The 21,722-nt window shown below is 64.5% G+C and carries 12 protein-coding genes and 5 tRNA genes; 10 read left to right on the top strand and 7 right to left on the bottom strand.

From position 1 onward, the window contains the following. Window positions 1-52 precede the first annotated feature (52 nt). Window positions 53-1,969, top strand: coding sequence for a phosphogluconate dehydratase (edd, locus tag FLG15_RS10860; protein ID WP_057678634.1), 1,917 nt, complete (start codon window positions 53-55; stop codon window positions 1,967-1,969). A gap of 52 nt (window positions 1,970-2,021) precedes the next feature. Beyond that, entirely contained in the window at window positions 2,022-2,681 is a 660-nt protein-coding gene (locus FLG15_RS10865; protein ID WP_017156600.1) for a bifunctional 4-hydroxy-2-oxoglutarate aldolase/2-dehydro-3-deoxy-phosphogluconate aldolase, read from the top strand. Window positions 2,682-3,468: 787 nt separating this feature from the next. On the opposite strand, the gene FLG15_RS10875 is transcribed toward FLG15_RS10865, so the two are convergent. From FLG15_RS10875 to FLG15_RS10885, 3 genes are read right to left on the bottom strand one after another with little or no spacing between them, the layout of a single operon-like run. Beyond that, complete coding sequence (locus FLG15_RS10875; RefSeq protein WP_057678633.1) at window positions 3,469-6,555, bottom strand: efflux RND transporter permease subunit; 3,087 nt, start codon at window positions 6,553-6,555, stop codon at window positions 3,469-3,471. Next, window positions 6,552-10,061, bottom strand: coding sequence for an efflux RND transporter permease subunit (locus FLG15_RS10880; RefSeq protein WP_104622115.1), 3,510 nt, complete (start codon window positions 10,059-10,061; stop codon window positions 6,552-6,554). Before FLG15_RS10880 ends, FLG15_RS10875 begins: the two co-directional genes overlap by 4 nt. Beyond that, window positions 10,058-11,191: an efflux RND transporter periplasmic adaptor subunit gene (locus FLG15_RS10885; protein WP_057678631.1), complete on the bottom strand. Its 1,134-nt coding sequence runs from the start codon at window positions 11,189-11,191 to the stop codon at window positions 10,058-10,060. The genes FLG15_RS10880 and FLG15_RS10885 overlap by 4 nt, the downstream gene beginning before the upstream one ends. A gap of 204 nt (window positions 11,192-11,395) precedes the next feature. Here FLG15_RS10885 and FLG15_RS10890 point away from each other — a divergent pair, with 204 nt between their 5' ends. From FLG15_RS10890 to FLG15_RS10905, 4 genes are all read left to right on the top strand, one after another. Beyond that, window positions 11,396-11,788: a c-type cytochrome gene (locus FLG15_RS10890; protein WP_033473913.1), complete on the top strand. Its 393-nt coding sequence runs from the start codon at window positions 11,396-11,398 to the stop codon at window positions 11,786-11,788. Window positions 11,789-11,796: 8 nt separating this feature from the next. Continuing rightward, window positions 11,797-12,258 (top strand): c-type cytochrome, encoded by a 462-nt coding sequence (locus FLG15_RS10895; RefSeq protein ID WP_039567510.1) that lies wholly within the window; start codon window positions 11,797-11,799, stop codon window positions 12,256-12,258. A gap of 91 nt (window positions 12,259-12,349) precedes the next feature. Further along, window positions 12,350-12,425 (top strand) — tRNA-Ala (locus tag FLG15_RS10900). A gap of 47 nt (window positions 12,426-12,472) precedes the next feature. Next, window positions 12,473-12,548, top strand: a tRNA-Glu gene (locus tag FLG15_RS10905). 63 nt (window positions 12,549-12,611) lie between these two features. Here FLG15_RS10905 and FLG15_RS10910 read toward each other — a convergent pair. Continuing rightward, the gene (locus tag FLG15_RS10910) at window positions 12,612-12,941 is read right to left on the bottom strand and encodes a hypothetical protein (protein WP_150146092.1); all 330 of its coding nucleotides are present in this window, start codon (window positions 12,939-12,941) and stop codon (window positions 12,612-12,614) included. A 362-nt stretch (window positions 12,942-13,303) separates the two neighbouring features. Here FLG15_RS10910 and FLG15_RS10915 point away from each other — a divergent pair. Together FLG15_RS10915 and FLG15_RS10920 are read left to right on the top strand one after the other, a co-directional pair. After that, window positions 13,304-13,379 (top strand) — tRNA-Ala (locus FLG15_RS10915). A gap of 47 nt (window positions 13,380-13,426) precedes the next feature. After that, a tRNA-Glu gene (locus FLG15_RS10920) sits at window positions 13,427-13,502 on the top strand. Between the two features lie 300 nt (window positions 13,503-13,802). Here FLG15_RS10920 and FLG15_RS10925 read toward each other — a convergent pair. Then, on the bottom strand, window positions 13,803-13,979 hold the full coding sequence (locus tag FLG15_RS10925; protein WP_017157544.1) for a hypothetical protein: 177 nt from the start codon (window positions 13,977-13,979) through the stop codon (window positions 13,803-13,805). 379 nt (window positions 13,980-14,358) lie between these two features. Next, window positions 14,359-14,445, bottom strand: a tRNA-Leu gene (locus FLG15_RS10930). Window positions 14,446-14,583: 138 nt separating this feature from the next. On the opposite strand from FLG15_RS10930, the gene FLG15_RS10935 reads away from it, so the two are divergent. Continuing rightward, window positions 14,584-14,964: a response regulator gene (locus FLG15_RS10935; RefSeq protein WP_057678629.1), complete on the top strand. Its 381-nt coding sequence runs from the start codon at window positions 14,584-14,586 to the stop codon at window positions 14,962-14,964. Window positions 14,965-15,155: 191 nt separating this feature from the next. Further along, window positions 15,156-18,551 carry a PAS domain S-box protein gene (locus tag FLG15_RS10940; RefSeq protein ID WP_057678628.1) on the top strand — a complete coding sequence of 1,132 codons (3,396 nt, stop codon included), beginning with the start codon at window positions 15,156-15,158 and terminating at the stop codon, window positions 18,549-18,551. A 750-nt stretch (window positions 18,552-19,301) separates the two neighbouring features. Here the strand turns inward: FLG15_RS10940 and FLG15_RS10945 are convergent. After that, window positions 19,302-21,665 (bottom strand): Tex family protein, encoded by a 2,364-nt coding sequence (locus FLG15_RS10945; RefSeq protein WP_150146094.1) that lies wholly within the window; start codon window positions 21,663-21,665, stop codon window positions 19,302-19,304. Between the last annotated feature and the right edge of the window lie 57 nt (window positions 21,666-21,722).

Below are 21,722 nucleotides of genomic sequence, written 5' to 3' on the forward strand. Positions count from 1 at the left end.
GGAATTAAAAGAGCATTTCCTTCCCTCCCCCGTTTCTCATAGCCGGTAGCCAATGAGCCTGCATCCGAATATCCAAGCCGTCACCGACCGTATCCGCAAGCGCAGCGCTCCCTCGCGCGCGGCGTATCTGGCCGGTCTCGATGCCGCCCTGCGTGAGGGTCCGTTCCGTAGCCGGTTGAGCTGCGGCAATCTCGCGCACGGCTTCGCTGCGTCCGAACCGGGCGACAAATCGCGCCTGCGCGGTGCGGCCACGCCGAACCTGGGCATCATCACTGCCTATAACGACATGTTGTCGGCACATCAGCCGTTCGAGCACTACCCGCAGCTGATCCGCGAGACGGCCCGCGCGCTCGGTGCCACCGCACAAGTGGCCGGTGGCGTGCCGGCGATGTGCGACGGCGTGACCCAGGGCCGCGCGGGCATGGAGCTGTCGCTGTTTTCGCGCGACAACATCGCCCAGGCGACAGCCATCGGCCTGAGCCACGACATGTTCGACAGCGTGGTGTACCTGGGCGTGTGCGACAAGATCGTGCCGGGCCTGCTGATCGGTGCGCTGGCGTTCGGCCATTTGCCGGCGATCTTCATGCCGGCCGGCCCGATGACGCCGGGCATTCCGAACAAGCAGAAGGCCGAAGTGCGCGAACGCTATGCCGCTGGCGAAGCCACGCGCGCCGAGCTGCTGGAAGCCGAAGCCTCGTCCTACCACTCGCCCGGGACCTGCACCTTCTACGGCACGGCCAACTCCAACCAGGTATTGCTCGAAGCAATGGGCGTGCAGCTGCCCGGCGCCTCGTTCGTCAATCCGGAGCTGCCGTTGCGTGATGCGTTGACCCGCGAAGGCACCGCACGCGCGTTGGCGATCTCCGCGCTTGGTCAGGACTTCCGCCCATTCGGTCGCCTGATCGACGAGCGCGCCATCGTCAACGCCGTGGTCGCGCTGATGGCGACCGGTGGCTCGACCAACCACACCATCCACTGGATCGCGGTGGCGCGTGCAGCCGGCATCGTGCTGACCTGGGACGACATGGACCTGATCTCGCAGACGGTACCGCTGTTGACGCGCATCTACCCGAACGGCGAAGCCGACGTGAATCGCTTCCAGGCCACGGGTGGCACGGCGTTCGTGTTCCGCGAGCTGATGGACGCCGGCTACATGCACGACGATCTGCCCACCGTGGTGGAAGGCGGCATGCGTGCCTACGTCAATGAGCCGCGCCTGCAGGACGGCAAGGTGAGCTACGTGCCGGGCACTGCCACCACCGCCGACGACAGCGTGGCGCGTCCGGTCGGCGATGCCTTCGAATCGCAAGGCGGGCTGCGCCTGCTGCGCGGCAACCTCGGCCGCTCGTTGATCAAGCTGTCGGCCGTCAAGCCGCAGCACCGCAGCATCCAGGCACCGGCCGTGGTGATCGATACCCCGCAGGTGCTCAACAAGCTGCACGCCGCCGGCGTGCTGCCGCACGATTTCGTGGTGGTGTTGCGCTATCAGGGCCCGCGCGCAAACGGCATGCCGGAGCTGCATTCGATGGCGCCGCTGCTGGGCCTGCTGCAGAACCAGGGCCGACGGGTGGCATTGGTCACCGACGGTCGCCTGTCCGGTGCCTCGGGCAAGTTCCCGGCCGCAATCCACCTGACGCCCGAAGCGGCGCGCGGTGGCCCGATCGGCCGCGTACGCGAAGGCGACATCGTGCGCCTGGACGGTGAAGCCGGCACGCTGGAAGTGCTGGTCTCGGCCGAAGAATGGGCATCGCGCGAGGTTGCACCCAATACGTCCGTTGCCGGCAACGACCTGGGACGCAATCTGTTCGCCATCAACCGCCAGGTTGTCGGCCCCGCCGACCAGGGCGCGATTTCGATTTCCTGCGGCCCGACCCATCCGGACGGCGCGCTATGGAGCTACGACGCCGAGTACGAACTCGGTGCCGATGCCGCTGCCGCGGCAGCACCGCACGAGTCCAAGGACGCCTGATCCCTTTCCCTCTCTGCGACCGCTCCGGCGGTCGCCGTCACCCGGAGTTGCAATGACGATCGCCCAGACCCAGAACACCGCCGAACAGTTGCTACGCGATGCCGGCATCTTGCCGGTGGTCACCGTGGACACGCTGGACCAGGCGCGCCGCGTCGCCGATGCGCTGCTCGAAGGCGGCCTGCCTGCGATCGAGCTGACCCTGCGCACGCCGGTGGCGATCGACGCGCTGGCGATGCTCAAGCGCGAACTGCCCAACATCGTGATCGGCGCCGGCACGGTGCTCAGCGAGCTGCAACTGCGCCAGTCGGTGGATGCCGGTGCAGACTTCCTGGTGACCCCGGGCACGCCGGCACCGCTGGCGCGCCTGCTGGCGGATGCGCCGATTCCCGCCGTACCTGGCGCAGCCACGCCGACCGAACTGTTGACCCTGATGGGCCTGGGCTTCCGCGTCTGCAAGCTGTTCCCGGCCACCGCCGTGGGCGGCCTGCAGATGCTCAAGGGCCTGGCCGGTCCGTTGTCCGAGCTCAAGCTCTGCCCCACCGGCGGCATCAGCGAGGCCAACGCGGCCGAGTTCCTGGCGCAGCCGAACGTACTGTGCATCGGCGGTTCGTGGATGGTGCCCAAGGACTGGCTGGCGCAAGGCCAGTGGGACAAGGTCAAGGAAAGTTCGGCCAAGGCGGCCGCGATCGTGCGGCAGGTGCGGGCGGGCTGATTGGCTGGCCGGCGTATCCAGCGGCTTAGAAGCCAGGTTGCCGGGAAAGCTGGAGAGCCGAGGGAAAGTTGATCCGCTGGCGCTTTGGTTTTGAATGAGGAACGCCGGGTTTGCTGGCGCTTTGCTTTTGGTCGAGGAAAGATTGCTGGCGGACGCCTTTGTTTCATGCGTTGGCGGAACGGTGAGCAGCGATGGCCGCAGGGCATGCTCGACCTAGATGTTGATCGTTGCCTCGGCTGTTGAGGCAGGCGCCTCTTCGCGTCCCTCTTGAAGGCGGCGGATTAGGAGCGGCGGAAGAAACCGCGCGCTTCTAAATAGTTGGCGTCGGGGCGGTTTGTCTGAAGCTGCGAAGTCAAAGGTCCAGAAGACGTGCAGCGAACTTGGCGGATGATTGGCACGTACCAAAGTCGAACACTGAATCAGCTGCCTTTTTTTCTCACTCAACGCGATAACGACTCGCAGAGGCGGCAGCGTGGCCGGGGATTGGCGGAGAGCGGCACAGGGATGTGCCGCGACGGCGCGTCAGACAGGATGTCTGCCGCGCCGAAGAGCCGATGCCCGGCCGCGCTGCCGCCTGCTGCCGAAGTCAGTGTCTGACAGCCGCATGCTTGGCACGAACCGGGAAACCGCACCCTCACCCCAACCCCCGCTCCGCGCCCCGGCCCGCGCTAACGGCGCGGGCGCTCCAAGGCACGCGCGCCGGTGGCGCGCAAGCTGTGCCTTCTCGCCCCAAGGGGAGAGGGGCTTCAGGCGCCTCACATCGTTCAAGACTTCAGCACGGTTGATTTCAAGACTCTAACGCGGCGTTCGCTGGCGTTGTCTTCGGCACGCCGCGCGCACGGCGTACCAGTGCCGCTGCGCCGCTACTCATGTCGTCGAGGATTGCGTAGATAGTCGGCAGGAACAGCAGGCTCACCACCGTCGAAAACGCCAGGCCGCCGGCGATGGCGCGCGCCATCGGGAAGTACGGCGGGCCATCGCTGAACATCGTGGTGCTGGTCAGCGAAATCGGCACCATCGCCAGGATCGCAGTGCCCATCGTCATCATGATGGGACGCAAACGCTCGCGGGAACCTTCGACCAGGGCCTGTGTCCGCCCCATCCCGCGACGGCGCAGGTTGTTGATGTGCTCGATCATCACGATGCCGTTGTTCACCACTACACCCATCAGCACCAGGATGCCGATGAAGGACATGATGCCGAACGAGGTACCGGTGATCCAGAACAGCCAGAACACCCCGAAAATCGAGAACAGCACCCCGCTCATGATCGCTGCCGGGAACAGCAGCGACTCGAACACCGCGGCCATCACCACGTAGATCATCACCAACGCAATCACCAGGTTGAACACCATCTGGTTCATTGCCTCGCCGTCGTTCTGGTAATCGCCGCCATCGAAGGTGTAGCTGTAGCCGGCGGGAAAACTCATCGCCTTGAGCGGCGCTTCCATCGCCGCGCGCGCTTCCGGCATCGTGACCTTTTCGGCGAGATTGGCCTTGATGGTCAACGTGGTCTGCCGATTGGTGCGCCCGATCTGGGTGGCGGCCGGACGGATTTGCACCTCCACCAGACTCAGCAACGGCACGCTGCGGCCATCCTTGGTGCGCACGGTGAAGCTGGCCAGATCTTCCGGCTTGCTCTGCTCGGCGCCGGCGAACCGTACCCACACCGGCACTTCGTTGTCGCCGCGGCGGAACTCGCGCAGCGGTGTGCCGCGCAAGGCCAACCCGACGAAGCTGGCCACCTGCTCGGCACTGAACCCGAACGCGGCTGCGCGCTCGCGGTCGACGCGAATCGCCAGCTCGCTGGTGCGGTCGCCCGTATCCACATGCACGTCGCGCAGCTCCTTGCGCTGCGCCAGCAGTGGAATCACATCGTCGGCCAGCGCCTTCAGTGCGTCGGTGGAATCGCCGACCAACTGCACTTGCACGCCTTGGTTGCCATTGCCGCCATCGCCCTGGTTACCGATGCTGTAATCGGCGCGCGCAGAGCGCGGCAGCTCCTTGCGGATTTTTTCCAGCAGCGGCGGCAGGTCCTTGACCTTGCTCGCATCGAAGGTCACCACCGTATTGCTGCCTTCCACCTCGCTAAACCACGAATAGATCTGCGTGATGTGGTACTTGGCGCGATTGGCTTGGAGGTAGTTTTCGACACGGCCGATCTCTTCGCCCAGCTGCTCGCGCGTGTACGAGCCTTTCCACTGGTATTGGATGAAGGCCTCGTTGCCGCCGTCGCCACCGAACATGTCGACCTTGGTCAACTTCATGGGCACCAGGCTGATCGCGCTGACCAGGATGATGCCGGCCACGCTCCAGCCGCGATGCGCCAACGTCCACGCCAGCACCTTGGCGTAACGGCGCTGCAGCCGCGCAATCACGCCGTGCTCGGAGGTCACCATCGGCGGCGTTTTCATGCGTGCCGACAACATCGGAATCAAGCTGATGGCCACCAGCCACGACGCCAGCAACGACACCGAGATGGTGATCGCAATCTGCGCCATGAAAATGCTGATGTTGTTGGTTTCGCCGAACAAATTCGGCACGAACACGATGCAATGGCACAAGGTGCCGGCGCTGAGCGCAATGGCCACGCTGCGCGTTCCCAGCAGCGCGGCAAGCTGCGGTTGATCGGGCATGCGCTCGCGTTCCTGGTAGATGCTTTCCACCACCACCACCGCGTTGTCCACCAACATGCCCACTGCCAGCAGCAAGCCCATCATGGTCAGGATGTTGAGCGTGACTCCGACGAAATACATGAAGCCCAGCGTGATCGCAAAGCAGATCGGAATCGCCAGCGTCACCATCAGCGTCGATGGCCAATGCCGCAGGAAGAAGAACAGCACCGTGATCGACAGCAGCAGCCCCACCGCGCCGGCTTCAGCCAGTTCGGCCAGCGACGAGGTCACCGCCTTGCCCTGGTTGTCGATCACCTTGACCTGCACGTCGCGTAGCGCCGGTTGGGCGCGGATGTCTTCAACCTCTTTCAATGCCGCCTTCGATACCTCCACCAGATTGGCGCTGCGCTCCTTGTAGACATCCAGGCCGATGGCCGGGCGCCCATCCAGGCGCCGCCCATAATTCATGCGCGTCGGCTTGAGCCGCACCTCGGCAATGTCGCCCAGCCGCACGCCCTTGGCATTGAGCACCAGCTCGCGCAATTCCTGCAGGTCGCGCAGCTCGCCGATTGGCTGCACCCGGATGCGCTGGCCGTTGTCGTCGATCTGGCCTGCAGACACCGAGAAATTCAGCTTGCCCAGGCGCTCGCTCAGATCGTTGAGGCTGAGGTCGTGCGCGGTGAGCCGATCCGGTGCGATCGCGATTTCGACCTCGTTCGGCGGCGCACCGGAAATCTCCACCTTGGCCACGCCGGGGATACGCTCGATGCGCCGCTTGAACTCGCGGTCGAGCATGTCGTACGCGCCGGTCAGATCGGTCTGGCTGGCCAGGCGCACCTTGAGCACCGGCTCGTCGCTGCTGGACCATTTGAAGACGTGGAAGCGCTGCAGATCCTCCGGGAAATCGTCGCGCACCGCGTCCAATCGCTCGCGCGCATCGGATGCGGCGATGGCGATGTCGCGGTCCCAGTCGGAGAATTCGATGAAGATGTTCGCGCCGTCGGCGGTGGCGGTCGAGCGCATGCGCTTGATGCCGGTCATCGTCGCCAGCGCTTCCTCGGCGGGCCGCACCAGGTTGCGTTCCACCTCGTCCGGCGTGGAGCCGGTGTAGGGCAATTGCACGAACAGGAATGGCGCGGAAATATCCGGCAGCGCCTCCAGCGGCAGGCGGAACGCCGCGATCAAGCCCACCACCACCAGCGACACGAAGCACATGATGGTGGTGACCGGCCGGCGGATGCTGAAGGCGGCAACGCTCATAGTGCCTCCAGCCCGTCGGCGTTGCCCGCCGCCTGCGCGCGTTGCCCGGCCATGCGCCGGCCACGCTCCAGGTAATACGCATCGGCACGGCGATCCAGCAGGTCGTATACCACCGGTATCACCAGCAGGGTCAGCAAGGTCGAGACCAGCAACCCGCCGATCACGGTAATGGCCATCGGCGCGCGCACCTCAGCGCCTTCGCCCATCGCCACCGCCAGCGGGAGGAAGCCGAACAGAGTGCACAAGGTGGTCATGATGATCGGCCGCAGGCGTGAACGCGCGCCTTCGATCAGCGCCTCGCGCTTGGGCACGCCGTCTTCGCGCAGCTGGTTGACCTTGTCGATCAGGATGATCGCGTTCTTGGTCACCAGGCCCACCAGCAAAATCAGGCCGATGAACACCACCACCGAGATCGGCTTGCCGGTCATCAGCAGGGCCAGCACCGCACCGACCATTGCCAGCGGAATGGTGAACAGGATGACGAACGGATGCAGCAACGACTCGAACTGCGAAGCCATCACCAGGTACACCAGGAAGATCGCCAGCCCGAACGCAAACAGCAACGACTTCACCGATTGCGCCAGCTCCTCGCCCTGCCCGCCGATGTGCATGCCCACGCCGGCCGCAAGCGGGTCCTTGCGCACCATCGTTTCCACTTCGCGCACCGCACCGCCCAGGTCGATGTCCTTCAGGCTCGCCGATACGATCGCCACGCGGGTCTGGTCGGCACGATGGATCTCGCTCGGCCCCGTCGTCGCCAACACCTCGGCAACTGCTGCCAAGCGCACCGGCCGGCTGCTGCCCGGGTTGACGATCAGCTGACGGATCGCATCGACACTGGCGCGGTCGGCTTGCTGCGCACGCACCAGCACATCGATCTTGCGATCGCGGAAGCTGTAGCGCGTGGCCACATCGCCGCGCACCTTCTTGACGATGACATCGGCGATCTGCCGCGTGGTCAGCCCCAAGGCACCGGCGCGCTCCTGGTCGAAACGGATCTGGATTTCCGGGAAGCCCTCTTCCACCGTCGATTTGACGTCGGCGTAGTGGCCGTTGGCGCGCAGCATCGCGGCCAACTTCTGCCCGGCGCGTTCCAGCTCGCCCAGATCCTGGCCGCGCAGTTCCACTTCCAGCGGTGTCGAAAAGCTGAACAATGCCGGCCGCGCGAAATCCACCTGCGCGCCCGGGTGCCCGACCATGCTGCTGCGCAGTCGCTCGGTCGCCGCCGCTTCCACCGCCGGGCTACCGCCGCCAGCCATCACCACGGTGAGCTTGCCGATGTTCTCGCCGCTCTCGGTGGGGTTGGCATCCAACCGCGTGCCGCTACCGCTGACGCCGTACAGCGAGGCAACGCCCGGGTCCTTGTCGTGCGCCAGCTGCAACTCGCGTACCACTGCATCGGTCTGCGCCAGCGGCGTGCCGGAAGGCAGCTTGACGGTCATTTCGAAGCGGTCCTGCGCCAGCTGCGGAATCAGATCCGCGCCCAGCATCGGCACCAGAAACACCGTCCCGATAAACGCCGCCGCAGCCAGTCCCAGCACCAACCAGGGCCGCCGCAACGCCGCCGGCAACATCGCCAGATAGCCACGCTCGGCACGGGCATACGGCGCCATCGCCAGGTCGCTGGCCTTGCGCATTACCGGCCCCACCACGCGGCTCAACCCGCGCCACACCTTCACCACGGCCCATGCCGCACCGAAAAAGCCATAGCGCACGCTCGCGCCTGCACCACGCCGGCCAGCCGCCACCGGCTTGAGCCAACGCTGCTCCGGCTGCCAATCCGGGTGGCTCGGCTCGTCCGGGAACGCCATCGGCGGCGCGCCCTTGAGCGAGCTCAGCATCGGGATCAGCGTCATCGACACCACCAGCGAGATCGCGATCGCGATCGCCACCGTCAACGCCTGGTCGCGGAACAACTGCCCGGCGATGCCTTCGACGAAGACCAACGGCAGGAACACCGCAATGGTAGTCAAGGTGGACGCCATCACCGCCATGCTCACTTCCCGGGTACCGGCGATTGCCGCATCCAGCACGCTCAGGCCGCGTTCGCGCGCCTTGGCAATGCTTTCCAGTACCACGATCGAATCGTCCACCACCAGGCCGGTGGCCAGCGCCAGCCCGCCCAGCGACATCACGTTGAGGCTCAGCCCAAGCTGGCCCATGAAGAAGAACGTGGTGATGATCGACACCGGCAACGACAGGCTGATCACGAACGTGCTCCAGCCATCGCGCAGGAACAGGAAGATGATCAGGATCGCCAGCACGCCGCCAATCACCGCATCTTTTTTGACATCGCTGATCGCATGCTCGATGAAGTGCGATTGGTCCTCGATCGTGGTGATTTCCACATCGCCCGGCACCGTCGCCTTGAGTTGCTCCAGGCGCTTGCGCAGCGCCGCCGCCGTGGACACGGTATTGGCATCGCCTTCCTTGTAGATCGCCAGCTCCACCGCTTCCTTGCCGCCAAGCCGGATGATTGCTTCGCGTTCCTTGTAGCCCTGGCGCACCTGCGCCACGTCCTTCAGCCGTACCGGCATGCCACCGGCAATGCTGCTGCTGGACGACGACGAGGTGCTCTGCACTTCGGCCGCTGCCGCCAGCGCCGCCTGCGAACCGGTGGACGCCGCAATGGCGTACATCTGCTGCATCGCCGCTTCGGCCGCGCTGCCGCTGCTGCTTTGCGTGGTCACCAGCATGTTGCGAATCTCGTCCAGATCCACGAACTGATTGACCGTCCGCACCAGATAGCGCTGCGAGCCTTCTTCCAGCCGACCGCCGGAGATGTTGACGTTCTCCTCCTTGAGCCGGGTGATCACGTTGTCGATCGGCAGATTGAGCTGGGCCAGCTTCTGCTGGTCGATGTCGACCTGGATCTCGTCTTCCAGCCCGCCGCCGACCTTCACCGCGGCCACGCCGGCCACTGGTTCGAGCTTCTTTTTCAGGTCTTCGTCGGCATAGCGGCGCAAGCCGGTGAGCTGGCGGATCGCATCGGTGTCGGAGGCCGGCGCCTGCTTGGGCGACAACGCCAGCCGCATGATCGGCTCGGTGGAGGGATTGAAGCGCAGCAGCACCGGCGGCTTGGTTTCCAGCGGCAGCGACAAGGCTTCCATCTTGTCGCGCACCTCCAGGCTGGCCTGGTCCATATTGGTGCCCCAGGCAAACTCCAGCACCACATCGCTCTGCCCTGTGCGCGAGATCGACTTGAGCTTGCGCAGGTTCTTAACCACGCCGACGGCTTCTTCCACCGGCTCGGTCACCAGCGTTTCGATTTCCGCCGGCGCAGCGCCGGTGTATTCGGTGCGTACGGTGAGCGTGGGATAGCTCAGATCCGGCAGCAGATTGACCTTGAGGCTGCGCAACGCGATCAGCCCGAACAGCAGCATGGTCACGGTGATCATGGCGATGGTCACACGCCGCCGCGTGGCGAAGGCCACCAGGCCACCGCCGCCAGGCAGTGGCGCATGCGGATCGTGCACGGGTCCGTGCGGGTTGCCGTTCTCGCTCATGCGTGCGTCTCGTCATGTGCGGGTGCAGCAGTCTTGGTCGCGACCGGCTTGCGATCGGGTTGGCCGATCACTTGCACCGCAGTGCCGTCGCGCAGCGCCACCTTGCCGGCAGTCACCACCTGGTCGCCTTCCTTCAGGCCCTGCCGCACTTCCAGCCACGGCCCTTCGGCATAGCCCAGTTTCACCGGAACGCGGCTGGCCTTGCCGTTGCGCACCACGAAGACAGCCGGTTCGCCATCGTCCAACAACGCCAGGCGCGGGATCACCAACGCATCCTTGCGCTGGTCGTAATCGATGCGGATGCGCCCGAACATGCCCGGCTGCAACGCTTCGGCCCCCTGGCCGAATGCGCACACCACACGAAACGTGCCGCTGCCCGAGTCCACCACCGGCGCAATACGGTCCACCTTGCCGACGAATTGCTGGCCCGGTAGCGCATCGGCCAGCAAGGTCACCGGCTGGCCCGATTTGAGCGTGGCCAATTCGCGTTCGGGCACGTTGAGCGTGGCCTCCAGCTGCGAATCGTCGACGATGCGGAAGATCGGCGTGTTGATCTGCACGAAGTTGCCGGTCTTGATCGAGCGCGATGCGATCACGCCGGAGATCGGCGCCTGCACCGTGGTGTACGACAGCTCCAACGATGCAAGCCGGTGCTGCGCACGGCTGTTTTCGACATCGAATTTAAGTTGGTCCACATCTGCGGCGCTGACCAACTGCTGCCCCACCAACTGCGTGGCGCGGCGATAGCTGTTTTCCAACTTGCGCAGCTGCGCTTCGCTCTGCGCCACCGCCAGATGCGCGCGATCCGGATCCAGGCGCACCAGCGCCTGGCCCGCCGACACCTTCTGCCCCTCTTCCACCATCACCGACAGCGCAACGCCCGAGGTCTTGGCCACCACTTGCGCCTCGGCGCGTGGTTCCAGCGCAGCGGTGCCGGTGTAACTGGCGGCCACCGCACGGCGCGCAGCCTTGGCGATTTCCACCGGCACTGCATCGACGGCCTTCTTTTCCTCGGCCGCCTTGGCCTCTCCCTCTCCAGCCTTACAACCGCCCAGCAACAGGCTTGTGGTGATCAACAATGCAGCGGCGCAGGTTCCGCTGCGGCCCGGCAAAAAGGAGAGTGGCGACATCGTCGTGTCCTAGTGGATGCGTGAACAGGTGTTGTAGGCAAGTAGACCACCCAAATGCACATTCCGCCAATGCGCCAAAGGTCATGGTCTATTCAACTTGGCCTATTCACCCGGTTTGCGCCGCGCCAATTCGCAGGCATACTCGGTCCGGTTCCGTCACGCCCCCACGTGCGGACGCTCAATCAGTCTTCCGGATACGAAACCATGCGCCCGCAGCCGCTCGCCGCTTGTCTCGCTCTGGTCGTCTTCCTGCCGTTTGGGGGCGCATCAGCAACACCGCAAGCCACACCCGCAGCGCCGGCCACCCCGGCGCCCGCTGCCACGGTGGCAACCCCCGCCGCGCCGACCGGCAACCCGTCGAATGGGCGCTTGCTCGCCTATACCTGCCAGGGCTGCCACGGCGTCACCGGCTATAAGAACGCCTACCCCAGTTATCGCGTGCCCAAGATCGGCGGCCAGACCAGCCAGTATCTGACCCAGGCATTGACCGAATATCGCCAGGGCAAGCGCAAACATCCAACCATGCAGGCACAGGCGCAGAGCTTTTCCGAGCAGGACATCGCCGACATCTCCGCCTTTCTGTCCACCCTCAAGTAAGCGCCCACATGCCGAACGCCCTGCACGCTCCGCGTCTAGCCATCGTCCTGGTCGCTGCCCTTACGTTGGCGGCCTGCTCCCAATCCCAGGTTGAGTCCACCGACCACTCCGCTGGCGATCCGGGCCACGCCAGCGGCGAGCACGGCTCCGGCTCGTCGGCAGGTCTGCCCACCGGCCGCGCCGACGCTGGCGACAAACTCGCCCATGCCAAGGGCAAGGCAACCGGCCAGAGCTGCGTGGACTGTCACGGTGCCGATGGCAATGCGCCGATCGATCCCAGTTATCCCAAACTCGGCGGCCAATACGGCGACTACCTTGCGCATGCGCTTCAGGCCTATCGCAGCGGTGACCGCCAGCACCCGTTGATGACCGCGCAGGCCACCGCGCTCAGCGATCAGGACATCGCCGACCTGGCGGCGTACTTCGGCGCGCGTCAGACGCAGTTGCGCGATCTGCACGGCGTCAACTGAGTCCGAGGCGGAGATCGCACCGTCTCATTCGGAATGAGAAAGCGCTTGCGCGAACATTAACAGGCCGCTATCATTTCGTTCTCAGTTTCGTGGGGCCATAGCTCAGCTGGGAGAGCGCCTGCATGGCATGCAGGAGGTCGGCGGTTCGATCCCGCCTGGCTCCACCACTTCAGACATTAGGCCGTCTCAAGTGGACAACGAGGTTTTGATACGCGTCCCCATCGTCTAGAGGCCTAGGACACCACCCTTTCACGGTGGACACCGGGGTTCGAATCCCCGTGGGGACGCCAATCATCCAAAAGCCCCGGCACTGCCGGGGCTTTTTTTTGCCCGTCACCACGCAGAATCTGGTTCTAAGCGACGTTGGACATGCCCTGCTTCATCAGCATGATGCGGCGGATAGAAAGAGTTGAATATCTCCCGCGGAAGACGCAGCGCTTGGTGTTTGCATCGATCGAGCGCACGGCTGTTCGATCGGCCATTAGCACTGCCAACGTCCACTTGATCCAGGCAACTGACGAGTTGCGGCGTTCCTCAAGCGTATGAGCGCTCGCATGCCGGCTCCCCATGCCGAAGATGGCACTGCCCGCCATCGCAGTTGCACGTTGTGACCTTTCCAGCGACGTCGCTAAAGATCGCGACGCCGAAAACGCAATGTGCGCGATGTTCGTGCTCTCACGCATACCGCGATGACGGCGAGCCCGGGACGCAAGATCTGGTGCCGCGTGTAAACCGGATGCAGCGCATGCTGACGCGCGGGGCGGCATAGCCGTTGCTCGCAACTCGACAGCTGAAAAGTAAGCGCACGCTGGCGATGCATCCAGTGCGCTCATATCACTACCTCCACAATCCATTGCGACGCAAGCACCGAGGCATTGAGATGCTCCATGTACTCCAGGTGCGCGCCGTCGCTATTCAATCGACGCGCTCGATGCGTGCGGCCCAGCAGCTCGTCCGGCGGCGGTGCTTTTTGCCAAAACTTTTTTGCTCAGACCACTTCCCATCGCGTGGCGATGTCGCTATGATTGCCGGCTCGCAGCAACGCGGGGCCATAGCTCAGCTGGGAGAGCGCCTGCATGGCATGCAGGAGGTCGGCGGTTCGATCCCGCCTGGCTCCACCACTTCAGACATTAGGCCGTCTCAAGTGGACAACGAGGTTTTGATACGCGTCCCCATCGTCTAGAGGCCTAGGACACCACCCTTTCACGGTGGACACCGGGGTTCGAATCCCCGTGGGGACGCCAATCATCTAAAAGCCCCGGCACTGCCGGGGCTTTTTTTGCCTGTGCCTCACCTGCGTGCGGACGCATTGCGGCCCTTGCGGGCTGGAGCCAGTACACGTGTAAGCGCGTCTGGCTGGCGAAAGTTGCATGCAACACCCCGCTGCACGCGAAAGCCGCCACATCGCTGGCTGATCATCTCGCCACCTCGCAATACGTTCTGAGCGCGATGCAGGAACCCATCGTAGGCTATTGCAATAAATAAAGCCTACGCTCGATCTCAACCGATCTCAACGCCAGCGCACAAAGCACTGTGCGGAACGCTCAGGTCTGCCCGCTATCCAGCGCCTTGCGACCCTCGTGCGTCAGGTCGATGTCGCCATCTTCGGCTTGCGTGGCATAGCCGGCGCGTACCGCCCAGTTTCCCTCTTCGTCGGCCACCGGCTTGGTGTCGTGGATGTCGCGCAGGATGCGCAGCTGTTGCGAAGTATCGAAGTCCATGGGGTCACCTGCTCGAAAGAGACTCCCACGGTACGCAAGCAGCGTGACGGTCGCGTGCCTGCAACGTCGCACACTGCATGGCGCGCGGCAGCTGTGTGCCTGTTGCGTGGCGTGCCGACGGACGAACTTGGCAATCAGGCATCTGCGCCACGCAGAAGCACCTGCAAGCCAATCGACTCCCGACGTCAGCCAGTCGAGCATGCGCCGATCACGCCCCCCCGCTCTCGTGCTCAGCTCTTCCGCGTCCTGGGTGCGCCGAGGTCGCCATCCTCGTTGGCTGCGCAATGGTCAACCAAGCCCTACATCCTGCCGAAACGCCACACAGCAAAAAGCCCCACCGGACTTCTCCAGAAGGGCTTTCGCTGGTACTGCAATAACTTGGTGCCGAAGGTGGGACTCGAACCCACACGCTTTTAAGGGCGGCGGATTTTGAGTCCGCTGCGTCTACCGATTCCGCCACTTCGGCGTGGCCGCGCAGTATAGCGACTTGTTGTTGAAACGAACAGTGGCAGTTTGCGCCTGACGAATTCAGGTGCAAGCGGGGTCTGCAGCGCTGCGTACGGGCAGTCCCGATATACTGGCCGACTAAGTGAAGGAGTAAGCAATGTCGGTGTTGCGTGGAGTTCGGGTACTCGTGGTCGAAAACGATGACATGAATGCCATGCTGCTCGATCTGCAGCTAGTTCAGGCCGGTGCCGTCGTCATGGGCCCGGTCGGCGAAGTGCGCGATGCCCTCCAGCTGATCAGCACCGACGCACCGGATATCGCAGTGCTGGACTATCGCCTGGGCAATGGCGAAACCAGCGAACCGGTCGCACGCCTGTTGTCCGAGCGTGGTATCCCGTTTGTGCTGGCGACCGGCGTTGCCATTGGCAGCATCCCGAGCGGATTCGAACATGGCGTCATCCTGATCAAGCCGTATCTGTCCGAAGAACTGGTTGGCGCCCTGTCCAGAGCGCACGAGTTGCGCGACGACGGGAGCTGAGCAGCAGCACCGGCCGCACTGCCCCGTTGCGGCCCGCATGCCCCCTCTCCAACACCCGATCTTCCTGCCATCGACGCGCTGTTCTGCCGTGCGTGGGCATCGATTAGCTGAATCGCCGTTTCCGCGGCGCTGCCGGTGCAGGCCGCTTACTACTAGAATTTGCCATCGAAGAATGACGGGCGGGTCGCTGGATGGAGATCGCCGTGTGGCCGTTGGCCGGCTTGCTGCCGGAGACGAGCGAAACTGCAGCATTGCTAGCCGCTTCCGTGCACGTTGCGGATGCGCTGTTGGGCAACAGCCCCGCGCTGCGCACAGCACTATCGATCTGCTTGCATGCGCACGTTCCGATGCTGCTCGTTTGGGGCCGCGACGATCGCTGCATCTACAACGATGCCTGCATTGCACGACTGGGGCCGCGCCATCCGGCCGCATTCGGGCAGCCGCTTGCGGCGCTGAAATGCGCTGCTGACGGCGATAGCGAGCCAGTGGCGACAATGGCCCTGGATCTGGCGAGTTGGTCATGCAGCCCAGTGCTGCAAACGGGCGAGCAGTTAGGCGCGCTCTACATCGGCGTTGCAGGCTCAACGCCTCATGTCAGCGAACAACGTCGCAGCGATAGTCGCGATAGTTTTTTATTGATGCTGGAAGACGCACTGCAGCATGTGTCCGATCCGCGGCAGATCATCGACACCAGCGTGCGCTTGCTTGGCGAACATCTACAGGCGAACCGTTGCGCATTCGGTCTGGTCGCTGCCGATGGCAGCACCATGCATGTCATCAGCGACCATGTGCAGGATATGCCGAGCCTGCAGGGTGATTTCCCGCTGGAGGCCGCACAGGGCCTGCGCGATGCGCTGCTGGAAAACCGCCCCTGGTTCACGACCGATGCGATGGCGCCGGGTGCGCCGGACTATGTGGCCGAGCAGTACCGTCGCTCCGGCTTGCGCGCTTCGCTGGCCATTCCGTTGCACAAGCACGACCGATTGGTGGCCGCGATCGGCGTCCATCAGCGCGCACCGCGGCGCTGGCTATCGGCGGAGATCGAACTGGTGCGATTGGTCGTGGCCCGCTGCTGGGAATCGATGCAACGGGCCAAGGCGCAGCAACAACTCGCGGCCAACGAAGCGCGCCTGCGCCGCCTCGCCAATACGCTGCCGCAGATCATCTTCATTGCCGATCCGGACGGACGGCCGCACTACTTCAATCAGCGCTGGTACGAGTACACCGGCCTGGATCGTTCCAACAACGAAGATGCCGCCTGGCACCGCGCGCATACTGCCGATGGTCTGCGCCTGTCCGAGCAGGCCTGGAGCCTGGCATTGAAGGGCCAGCACGCCTTCGAAGTAGAGTGCGAACTGCTGCGTCACGATGGGCAATCGCGCTGGCACCTGGTACGCGCGCTACCGGTGCGCGGCGACGATGGCAGCATCAGCGAGTGGATCGGTACCTACACCGACATTCATGACCGGCGCGCATTCGAACAGCAGTTACGCGAAAGCGAAGTGCGCTTCCGTGCACTCTGCGAGACAGTGCCCGCGATGATCTGGATGGCCGACGCGCAAGGCGATTGCGTGTACTGGAATCCACGCTGGTACAACTTCACCGGACAGGGGGAAGACCAGGCACTGGACCAGGGCTGGTGGGATGTGATGCATCCCGACGATGCAGCACGCGTGCGACATGCCTTCGAACAGGCCCTCAATCAACGCGGCGAATTCCTCGCCGAATACCGCGTGCGCCGCCACGACGGGCAATACCGCTGGTGCATCGACACTGCGTCGCCGCACTTCGCCAGTGACGGACGGTTTCTGGGGCACATCGGCTCGCTCACCGACATCTCCGAACGCAAGCACATCGAAGACGCCACCGCTTCCGACCGCGCGATCCTGAGTTTGATCACCACCGGCGCACCATTGCCCGTGGTGCTGGATGCGATCGCACTGAGTGTGGAGGCCCGCGGGGAAATCCCGTTGTACTGCTCGGTGATGGTACGTGATGAGGTCCGCCACACCTTGAGTTTCGGCTCGGCACCGCATTTTCCGATCGAGTACAGCGGGCACTTCGAGCCATCGCCGATCGGACCGGAGGGTCCGCCCTGCGCCCTGTCGGCGCACTTGGGTCGTCAGGTGATCTGTGCCGATATCCAGGCCGATGCAAGCTTCAGCAGCCACCATGCGATCTCGGCGGCGATGGGCATCGCCGCGTGTTGCGTCACCCCGATCCTGGCCAGCAACGGGCAGGTATTGGGCACGCTCAATATCTATTACGACCGCCCTCACCTACCGTCATTACGCGAGCAGGCGATGGCGCGCTCGGCCTCGCACCTGGCCGGCATCGTGATCGAACGCACCCGGGTGGATGCCAAGCTCAAGCTGTCGTTGCAGGCGGAAACCGCCGCGCGCGCACAGGCCGAACATGCCAACCGGGTCAAGGACGAATTCCTGGCCACGCTCAGCCATGAGTTGCGTACGCCACTCAACGCGATCCTGGGTTGGTCGCGGTTGATGCAGTCGGACATCGCAGATCCGGCCAATCTGGGCCGGGGCCTGGTGATCATCGAACGCAGTGCACGCGCGCAGACGCAGATCATCGACGACCTGCTGGATATGAGCGCAATCCTGTCCGGCAAGATCCGCCTGCAGGCAGAGCATTTCGATATTGCAGGGTTGGTGCGCAGCGTGCTGGAACTCATGCAACCCACTGCGTTGACGCGCAAGATCGCGCTGGAGCTGGATGCGCCTTGCGATGGCGAACTGTGGTTCTTCGGCGATGCCGGGCGACTGCAGCAGGTGCTGACCAACCTGCTCAGCAATGCGCTGAAGTTCACCCCTGCCGGCGGCACGGTGCGAGTGGCGATGGACGTCGAAGACGAGCGCCTGCGGCTGTGCGTGCAGGACACCGGGATCGGCATTGCGGCGGATTTCCTGCCGCATGTGTTCGACCGTTTTCGTCAGGCCGATGCAGGCACTACCCGGCGCGTGGGCGGCCTGGGGTTGGGCCTGTCGATCTCGCGTCAGTTGGTGGACCTGCATGGCGGCAGCCTGGGCGCCTCCAGCGCGGGCGAAGGCCAGGGCGCGCTATTTACCATCGTGTTGCCGTTCCAGCACGGCGTGAGCGACCTGCGCCCTGCCTCGGCAGACACTACCCACGTGGGCGCGCTGCCGGACGAGTGCCGCGACCGCCTGGCTGGCGTGCGCGTCCTGCTGGTCGACGACGATCAGGATTCGCGCGAAGCGGTGATGCAGTTCCTGATGCTGGCCGGGGCGCAGGTGCAGGCTGCCGGGTCGGTGGACGCGGCCGAGCACTGCTTGGCGAACGCGCACTTCGATGTATTGGTCAGCGATATCGCAATGCCCTTGCGCGATGGCTACGACTTGATCCGCACCGTGCGTTCGGGCCGCGCCGATCTGCCGCGCCATATCCCGGCGATCGCCCTTACCGCCTATGTCCGCGAAGAAGACCGCGACCGCGCGGTAGTCGCTGGCTTCGATGCGCACATGGGCAAGCCGGTGGAACCACCCGGGCTAGTCGATCTGATCGAACGCCTGATCTTGCCCACGCACGCGGTGCGGGCTGCGCTGGAATAGCACTGGAGCGTGCTCGGTCGATGACTTCGCCGCCGACCGGCAGACTCAGGATGCTTGCCTGTACCGAAGTCGTTTACTTATTGCAGTGTTGAGACGGTGAAACGCTTGGTGAGTCGGCGGTGCGATGCCTCGCCGCTCGCGTAGGTAGCTCAGCAAATCACCTGTCCACTGATCGGCGAAATTGACGAAGCCTGGCTGCACGGCGTGCGCTCACTTTCTGGTGAAAGCTCGGCTGGTCGAGCCTTCGGTGCCCTCGCCACGTGCGGGATACGCCGTGAACCCATCCCTAGGGGCTCGATGGCGGCATCCCTGCCATCAACGGTCCCGCAAGTGGCGAGGACACCGTACCAGGCAGCTGGCGGGTGGTTTGTTGAAAAGCCAGGGACACCGCGTCGCTGGTTGTCAGCTGCTTTGAAGCGCTGCACACCTACCAATGCAACTGGTCTTTGCCCGGCCACCGTCGCGGGACCCTTGGCGGCATGGATGCCGCCACGGAGCTTACAAGGACGTACTTGCAGCGTGTCCAGCGATGGCGGGCGGGCGAAGACCCTGCAGCCAAGCCGCAGATCACCCCATGACGTCAGGTGGCGTGCCAGCCGCCAAGGAACCCAACCAGGGTTGCTCCCCACCTATCGCGTCATGATCTGCGGCCAAGACATTGAAGCCAAACCGCAGACCACTCCATCGCCGTACTAGATCCACGCCACGCCACCCAACCACGCCGATCACCCGACAAATCAAACGCGCGACTTAGCTACGTTTGGCACGTGCGAATGCGGCGGCCAGCGCATTGTCGGCCGGCGGCGCGGTGATCCGCGGTTTGTTGTTGGCCTGCGCCTGAGCACGCCCGCCACCGTCGCGCCTGCCCTGCCCCGGACCGCCGCTGCCACGGGCTTCGCGCGGTTGCGCTGCGCCATCGGCCGCTGGCGGCGTGTCGGACAGACGACAGGTCAGCGCGATGCGCTTGCGCGCCACATCCACTTCCAGCACCTTGACCTTGACGATGTCGCCGGCCTTGACCACGTCGCGCGGGTCCTTGACGAAGGTCTCCGACAACGCCGAGATGTGCACCAGTCCATCCTGATGCACGCCGATATCGACGAACGCACCGAACGCGGCCACATTGCTGACCACACCTTCGAGCACCATGCCCGGCTTGAGGTGCTTGATGTCCTCGATGCCTTCGGCGAACTGCGCCGCCTTGAACTCGGGGCGCGGATCGCGGCCGGGTTTTTCCAGCTCCTTGAGGATGTCGCGCACCGTCGGCACACCGAATTGGTCGTCGGTGAACGTCTCCGGCTTCAGGCCACGCAGAAAACTGCCGTCGCCCAGCAATGCCTTGATCGGTTTGCCGGTGCTGCTGACGATGCGTTCCACCACCGGATACGCTTCCGGATGCACCGCCGAGACGTCCAGCGGCTCGTCGCCATCGGCAATGCGCAGGAAACCGGCGCACTGCTCGAAGGTCTTCTCGCCCAGCCGCGGCACCTTGAGCAAGTCCTTGCGTCGCTTGAACGGGCCATTGTCGTCGCGATGACGCACGATATTTTCCGCCACCGTGCTCGACAGCCCGGATACGCGCGACAGCAACGCCGCCGAGGCGGTATTGACGTACACGCCGACCGCGTTGACGCAGTCTTCCACCCGCGCTTCCAACGCCTTGGCTAGACGGTATTGATCCACATCGTGCTGATACTGGCCTACGCCGATCGCCTTGGGCTCGATCTTCACTAATTCGGCCAATGGATCCTGCAGACGGCGCGCGATCGACACGGCGCCACGCAGCGACACATCCAGATTCGGGAATTCCTTGGCCGCGAACTCCGAGGCCGAATACACCGACGCGCCCGCCTCGCTCACCACCACCTTCTGCAACTTGGCAGGGCCGCACAGCGCGATCGCCTCGCCAGCCAGCTTGTCGGTCTCGCGGCTGGCGGTGCCGTTGCCGATCGCGATCAGCTCCACGTTGTGCTGCATGCATAACTTTTTGATGGTCTGCAGCGACTGATCCCACTGCCGCTTGGGCTCGTGCGGATAGATCGTTTCGGTGGCCACCAGCTTGCCGGTGGCATCGACCACGGCGATCTTGCAACCAGTGCGGATGCCCGGATCCAGCCCAAGCACCACGCGCGGACCGGCCGGCGCCGCCAGCATCAGGTCCTTCAGGTTGTCGCCGAACACCGCGATCGCTTCGGCCTCGGCCTTTTCGCGCGCCTGGTTGAACAGGTCCAGCAGCAAGTGCATATGCAGCTTGGCCCGCCAGGTCAGCCGGCACGCGTCCAGCAACCAGCGATCGGCCGCACGGCCTTCGTTGGAGATACCGGCATTGCGGGCCACGCGGCCTTCGGCGTACTGGTGCCCGGCTTCGGCATCGCTGCCCGGATCAAGATCCAGGTAAAGGATTTCTTCGCGGCGTGCGCGAAACAGCGCCAGCAAGCGGTGCGAAGGAATCTTCGCCAGTGTTTCGGCGTGATCGAAGTAATCGCGGTACTTGGCACCGGCCTCTTCCTTGCCCTCGGCAACCCGTGCGCGGATCACGCCGTTGTCGCTCAGCCAGCTGCGCAATTCACCGACCAGCGCCGCATCTTCACCCCAGCGCTCCATCAGGATGGCGCGCGCGCCTTCCAGCGCCGCCTTGCCGTCGGCGACGCCCTTCTCGGCATCGACGAAGGCCGCCGCCGCCACGTCCGGGGACTGTGTCGGGTCCGCCAACAGACCGTCGGCCAGTGGCTCCAGCCCGGCTTCGCGCGCGATCTGCGCGCGGGTGCGGCGCTTGGGCTTGTAGGGCAGGTACAAGTCTTCCAGCCGCGACTTGGTGTCGGCCGCCACGATCTCGTTGCGCAATTCCTCGCTGAGCTTGCCCTGCTCGCCAATGCTGGACAGGATCGCCGCGCGGCGCTCTTCCAGCTCGCGCAGATAGGTCAGGCGCGTTTCCAGATTGCGTAGTTGGGTGTCGTCCAGGCCGCCGGTCACTTCCTTGCGATAGCGGGCGATGAAGGGGACGCTGGCGCCTTCGTCGAGCAGGGCGATGGCGGCGTGCGCCTGGGCGGGCTGGGCACCGATCTCATCGGCGATGGTGCGAGCAATCTGCTGGGCAAGCTGGCTATCGTGCATGACGGCGCGGGATGACCCGCTTCACTGAAAAATGCATTTTCGCAGTGCTGGCCCGCC

Source organism: Xanthomonas phaseoli pv. dieffenbachiae (assembly GCF_008639345.1).
GTDB lineage: Bacteria > Pseudomonadota > Gammaproteobacteria > Xanthomonadales > Xanthomonadaceae > Xanthomonas > Xanthomonas phaseoli.

Excerpts from the sequence above, each read along its gene's own strand:
- edd (WP_057678634.1), top strand. The coding sequence starts at position 53 with ATGAGCCTGCATCCGAATATCCAAGCCGTCACCGACCGTATCCGCAAG.
- FLG15_RS10865 (WP_017156600.1), top strand. The coding sequence starts at position 2,022 with ATGACGATCGCCCAGACCCAGAACACCGCCGAACAGTTGCTACGCGAT.
- FLG15_RS10875 (WP_057678633.1), bottom strand. The coding sequence starts at position 6,555 with ATGAGCGTTGCCGCCTTCAGCATCCGCCGGCCGGTCACCACCATCATG.
- FLG15_RS10880 (WP_104622115.1), bottom strand. The coding sequence starts at position 10,061 with ATGAGCGAGAACGGCAACCCGCACGGACCCGTGCACGATCCGCATGCG.
- FLG15_RS10885 (WP_057678631.1), bottom strand. The coding sequence starts at position 11,191 with ATGTCGCCACTCTCCTTTTTGCCGGGCCGCAGCGGAACCTGCGCCGCT.
- FLG15_RS10890 (WP_033473913.1), top strand. The coding sequence starts at position 11,396 with ATGCGCCCGCAGCCGCTCGCCGCTTGTCTCGCTCTGGTCGTCTTCCTG.
- FLG15_RS10895 (WP_039567510.1), top strand. The coding sequence starts at position 11,797 with ATGCCGAACGCCCTGCACGCTCCGCGTCTAGCCATCGTCCTGGTCGCT.
- FLG15_RS10910 (WP_150146092.1), bottom strand. The coding sequence starts at position 12,941 with ATGCGTGAGAGCACGAACATCGCGCACATTGCGTTTTCGGCGTCGCGA.
- FLG15_RS10925 (WP_017157544.1), bottom strand. The coding sequence starts at position 13,979 with ATGGACTTCGATACTTCGCAACAGCTGCGCATCCTGCGCGACATCCAC.
- FLG15_RS10935 (WP_057678629.1), top strand. The coding sequence starts at position 14,584 with ATGTCGGTGTTGCGTGGAGTTCGGGTACTCGTGGTCGAAAACGATGAC.
- FLG15_RS10940 (WP_057678628.1), top strand. The coding sequence starts at position 15,156 with ATGGAGATCGCCGTGTGGCCGTTGGCCGGCTTGCTGCCGGAGACGAGC.
- FLG15_RS10945 (WP_150146094.1), bottom strand. The coding sequence starts at position 21,665 with ATGCACGATAGCCAGCTTGCCCAGCAGATTGCTCGCACCATCGCCGAT.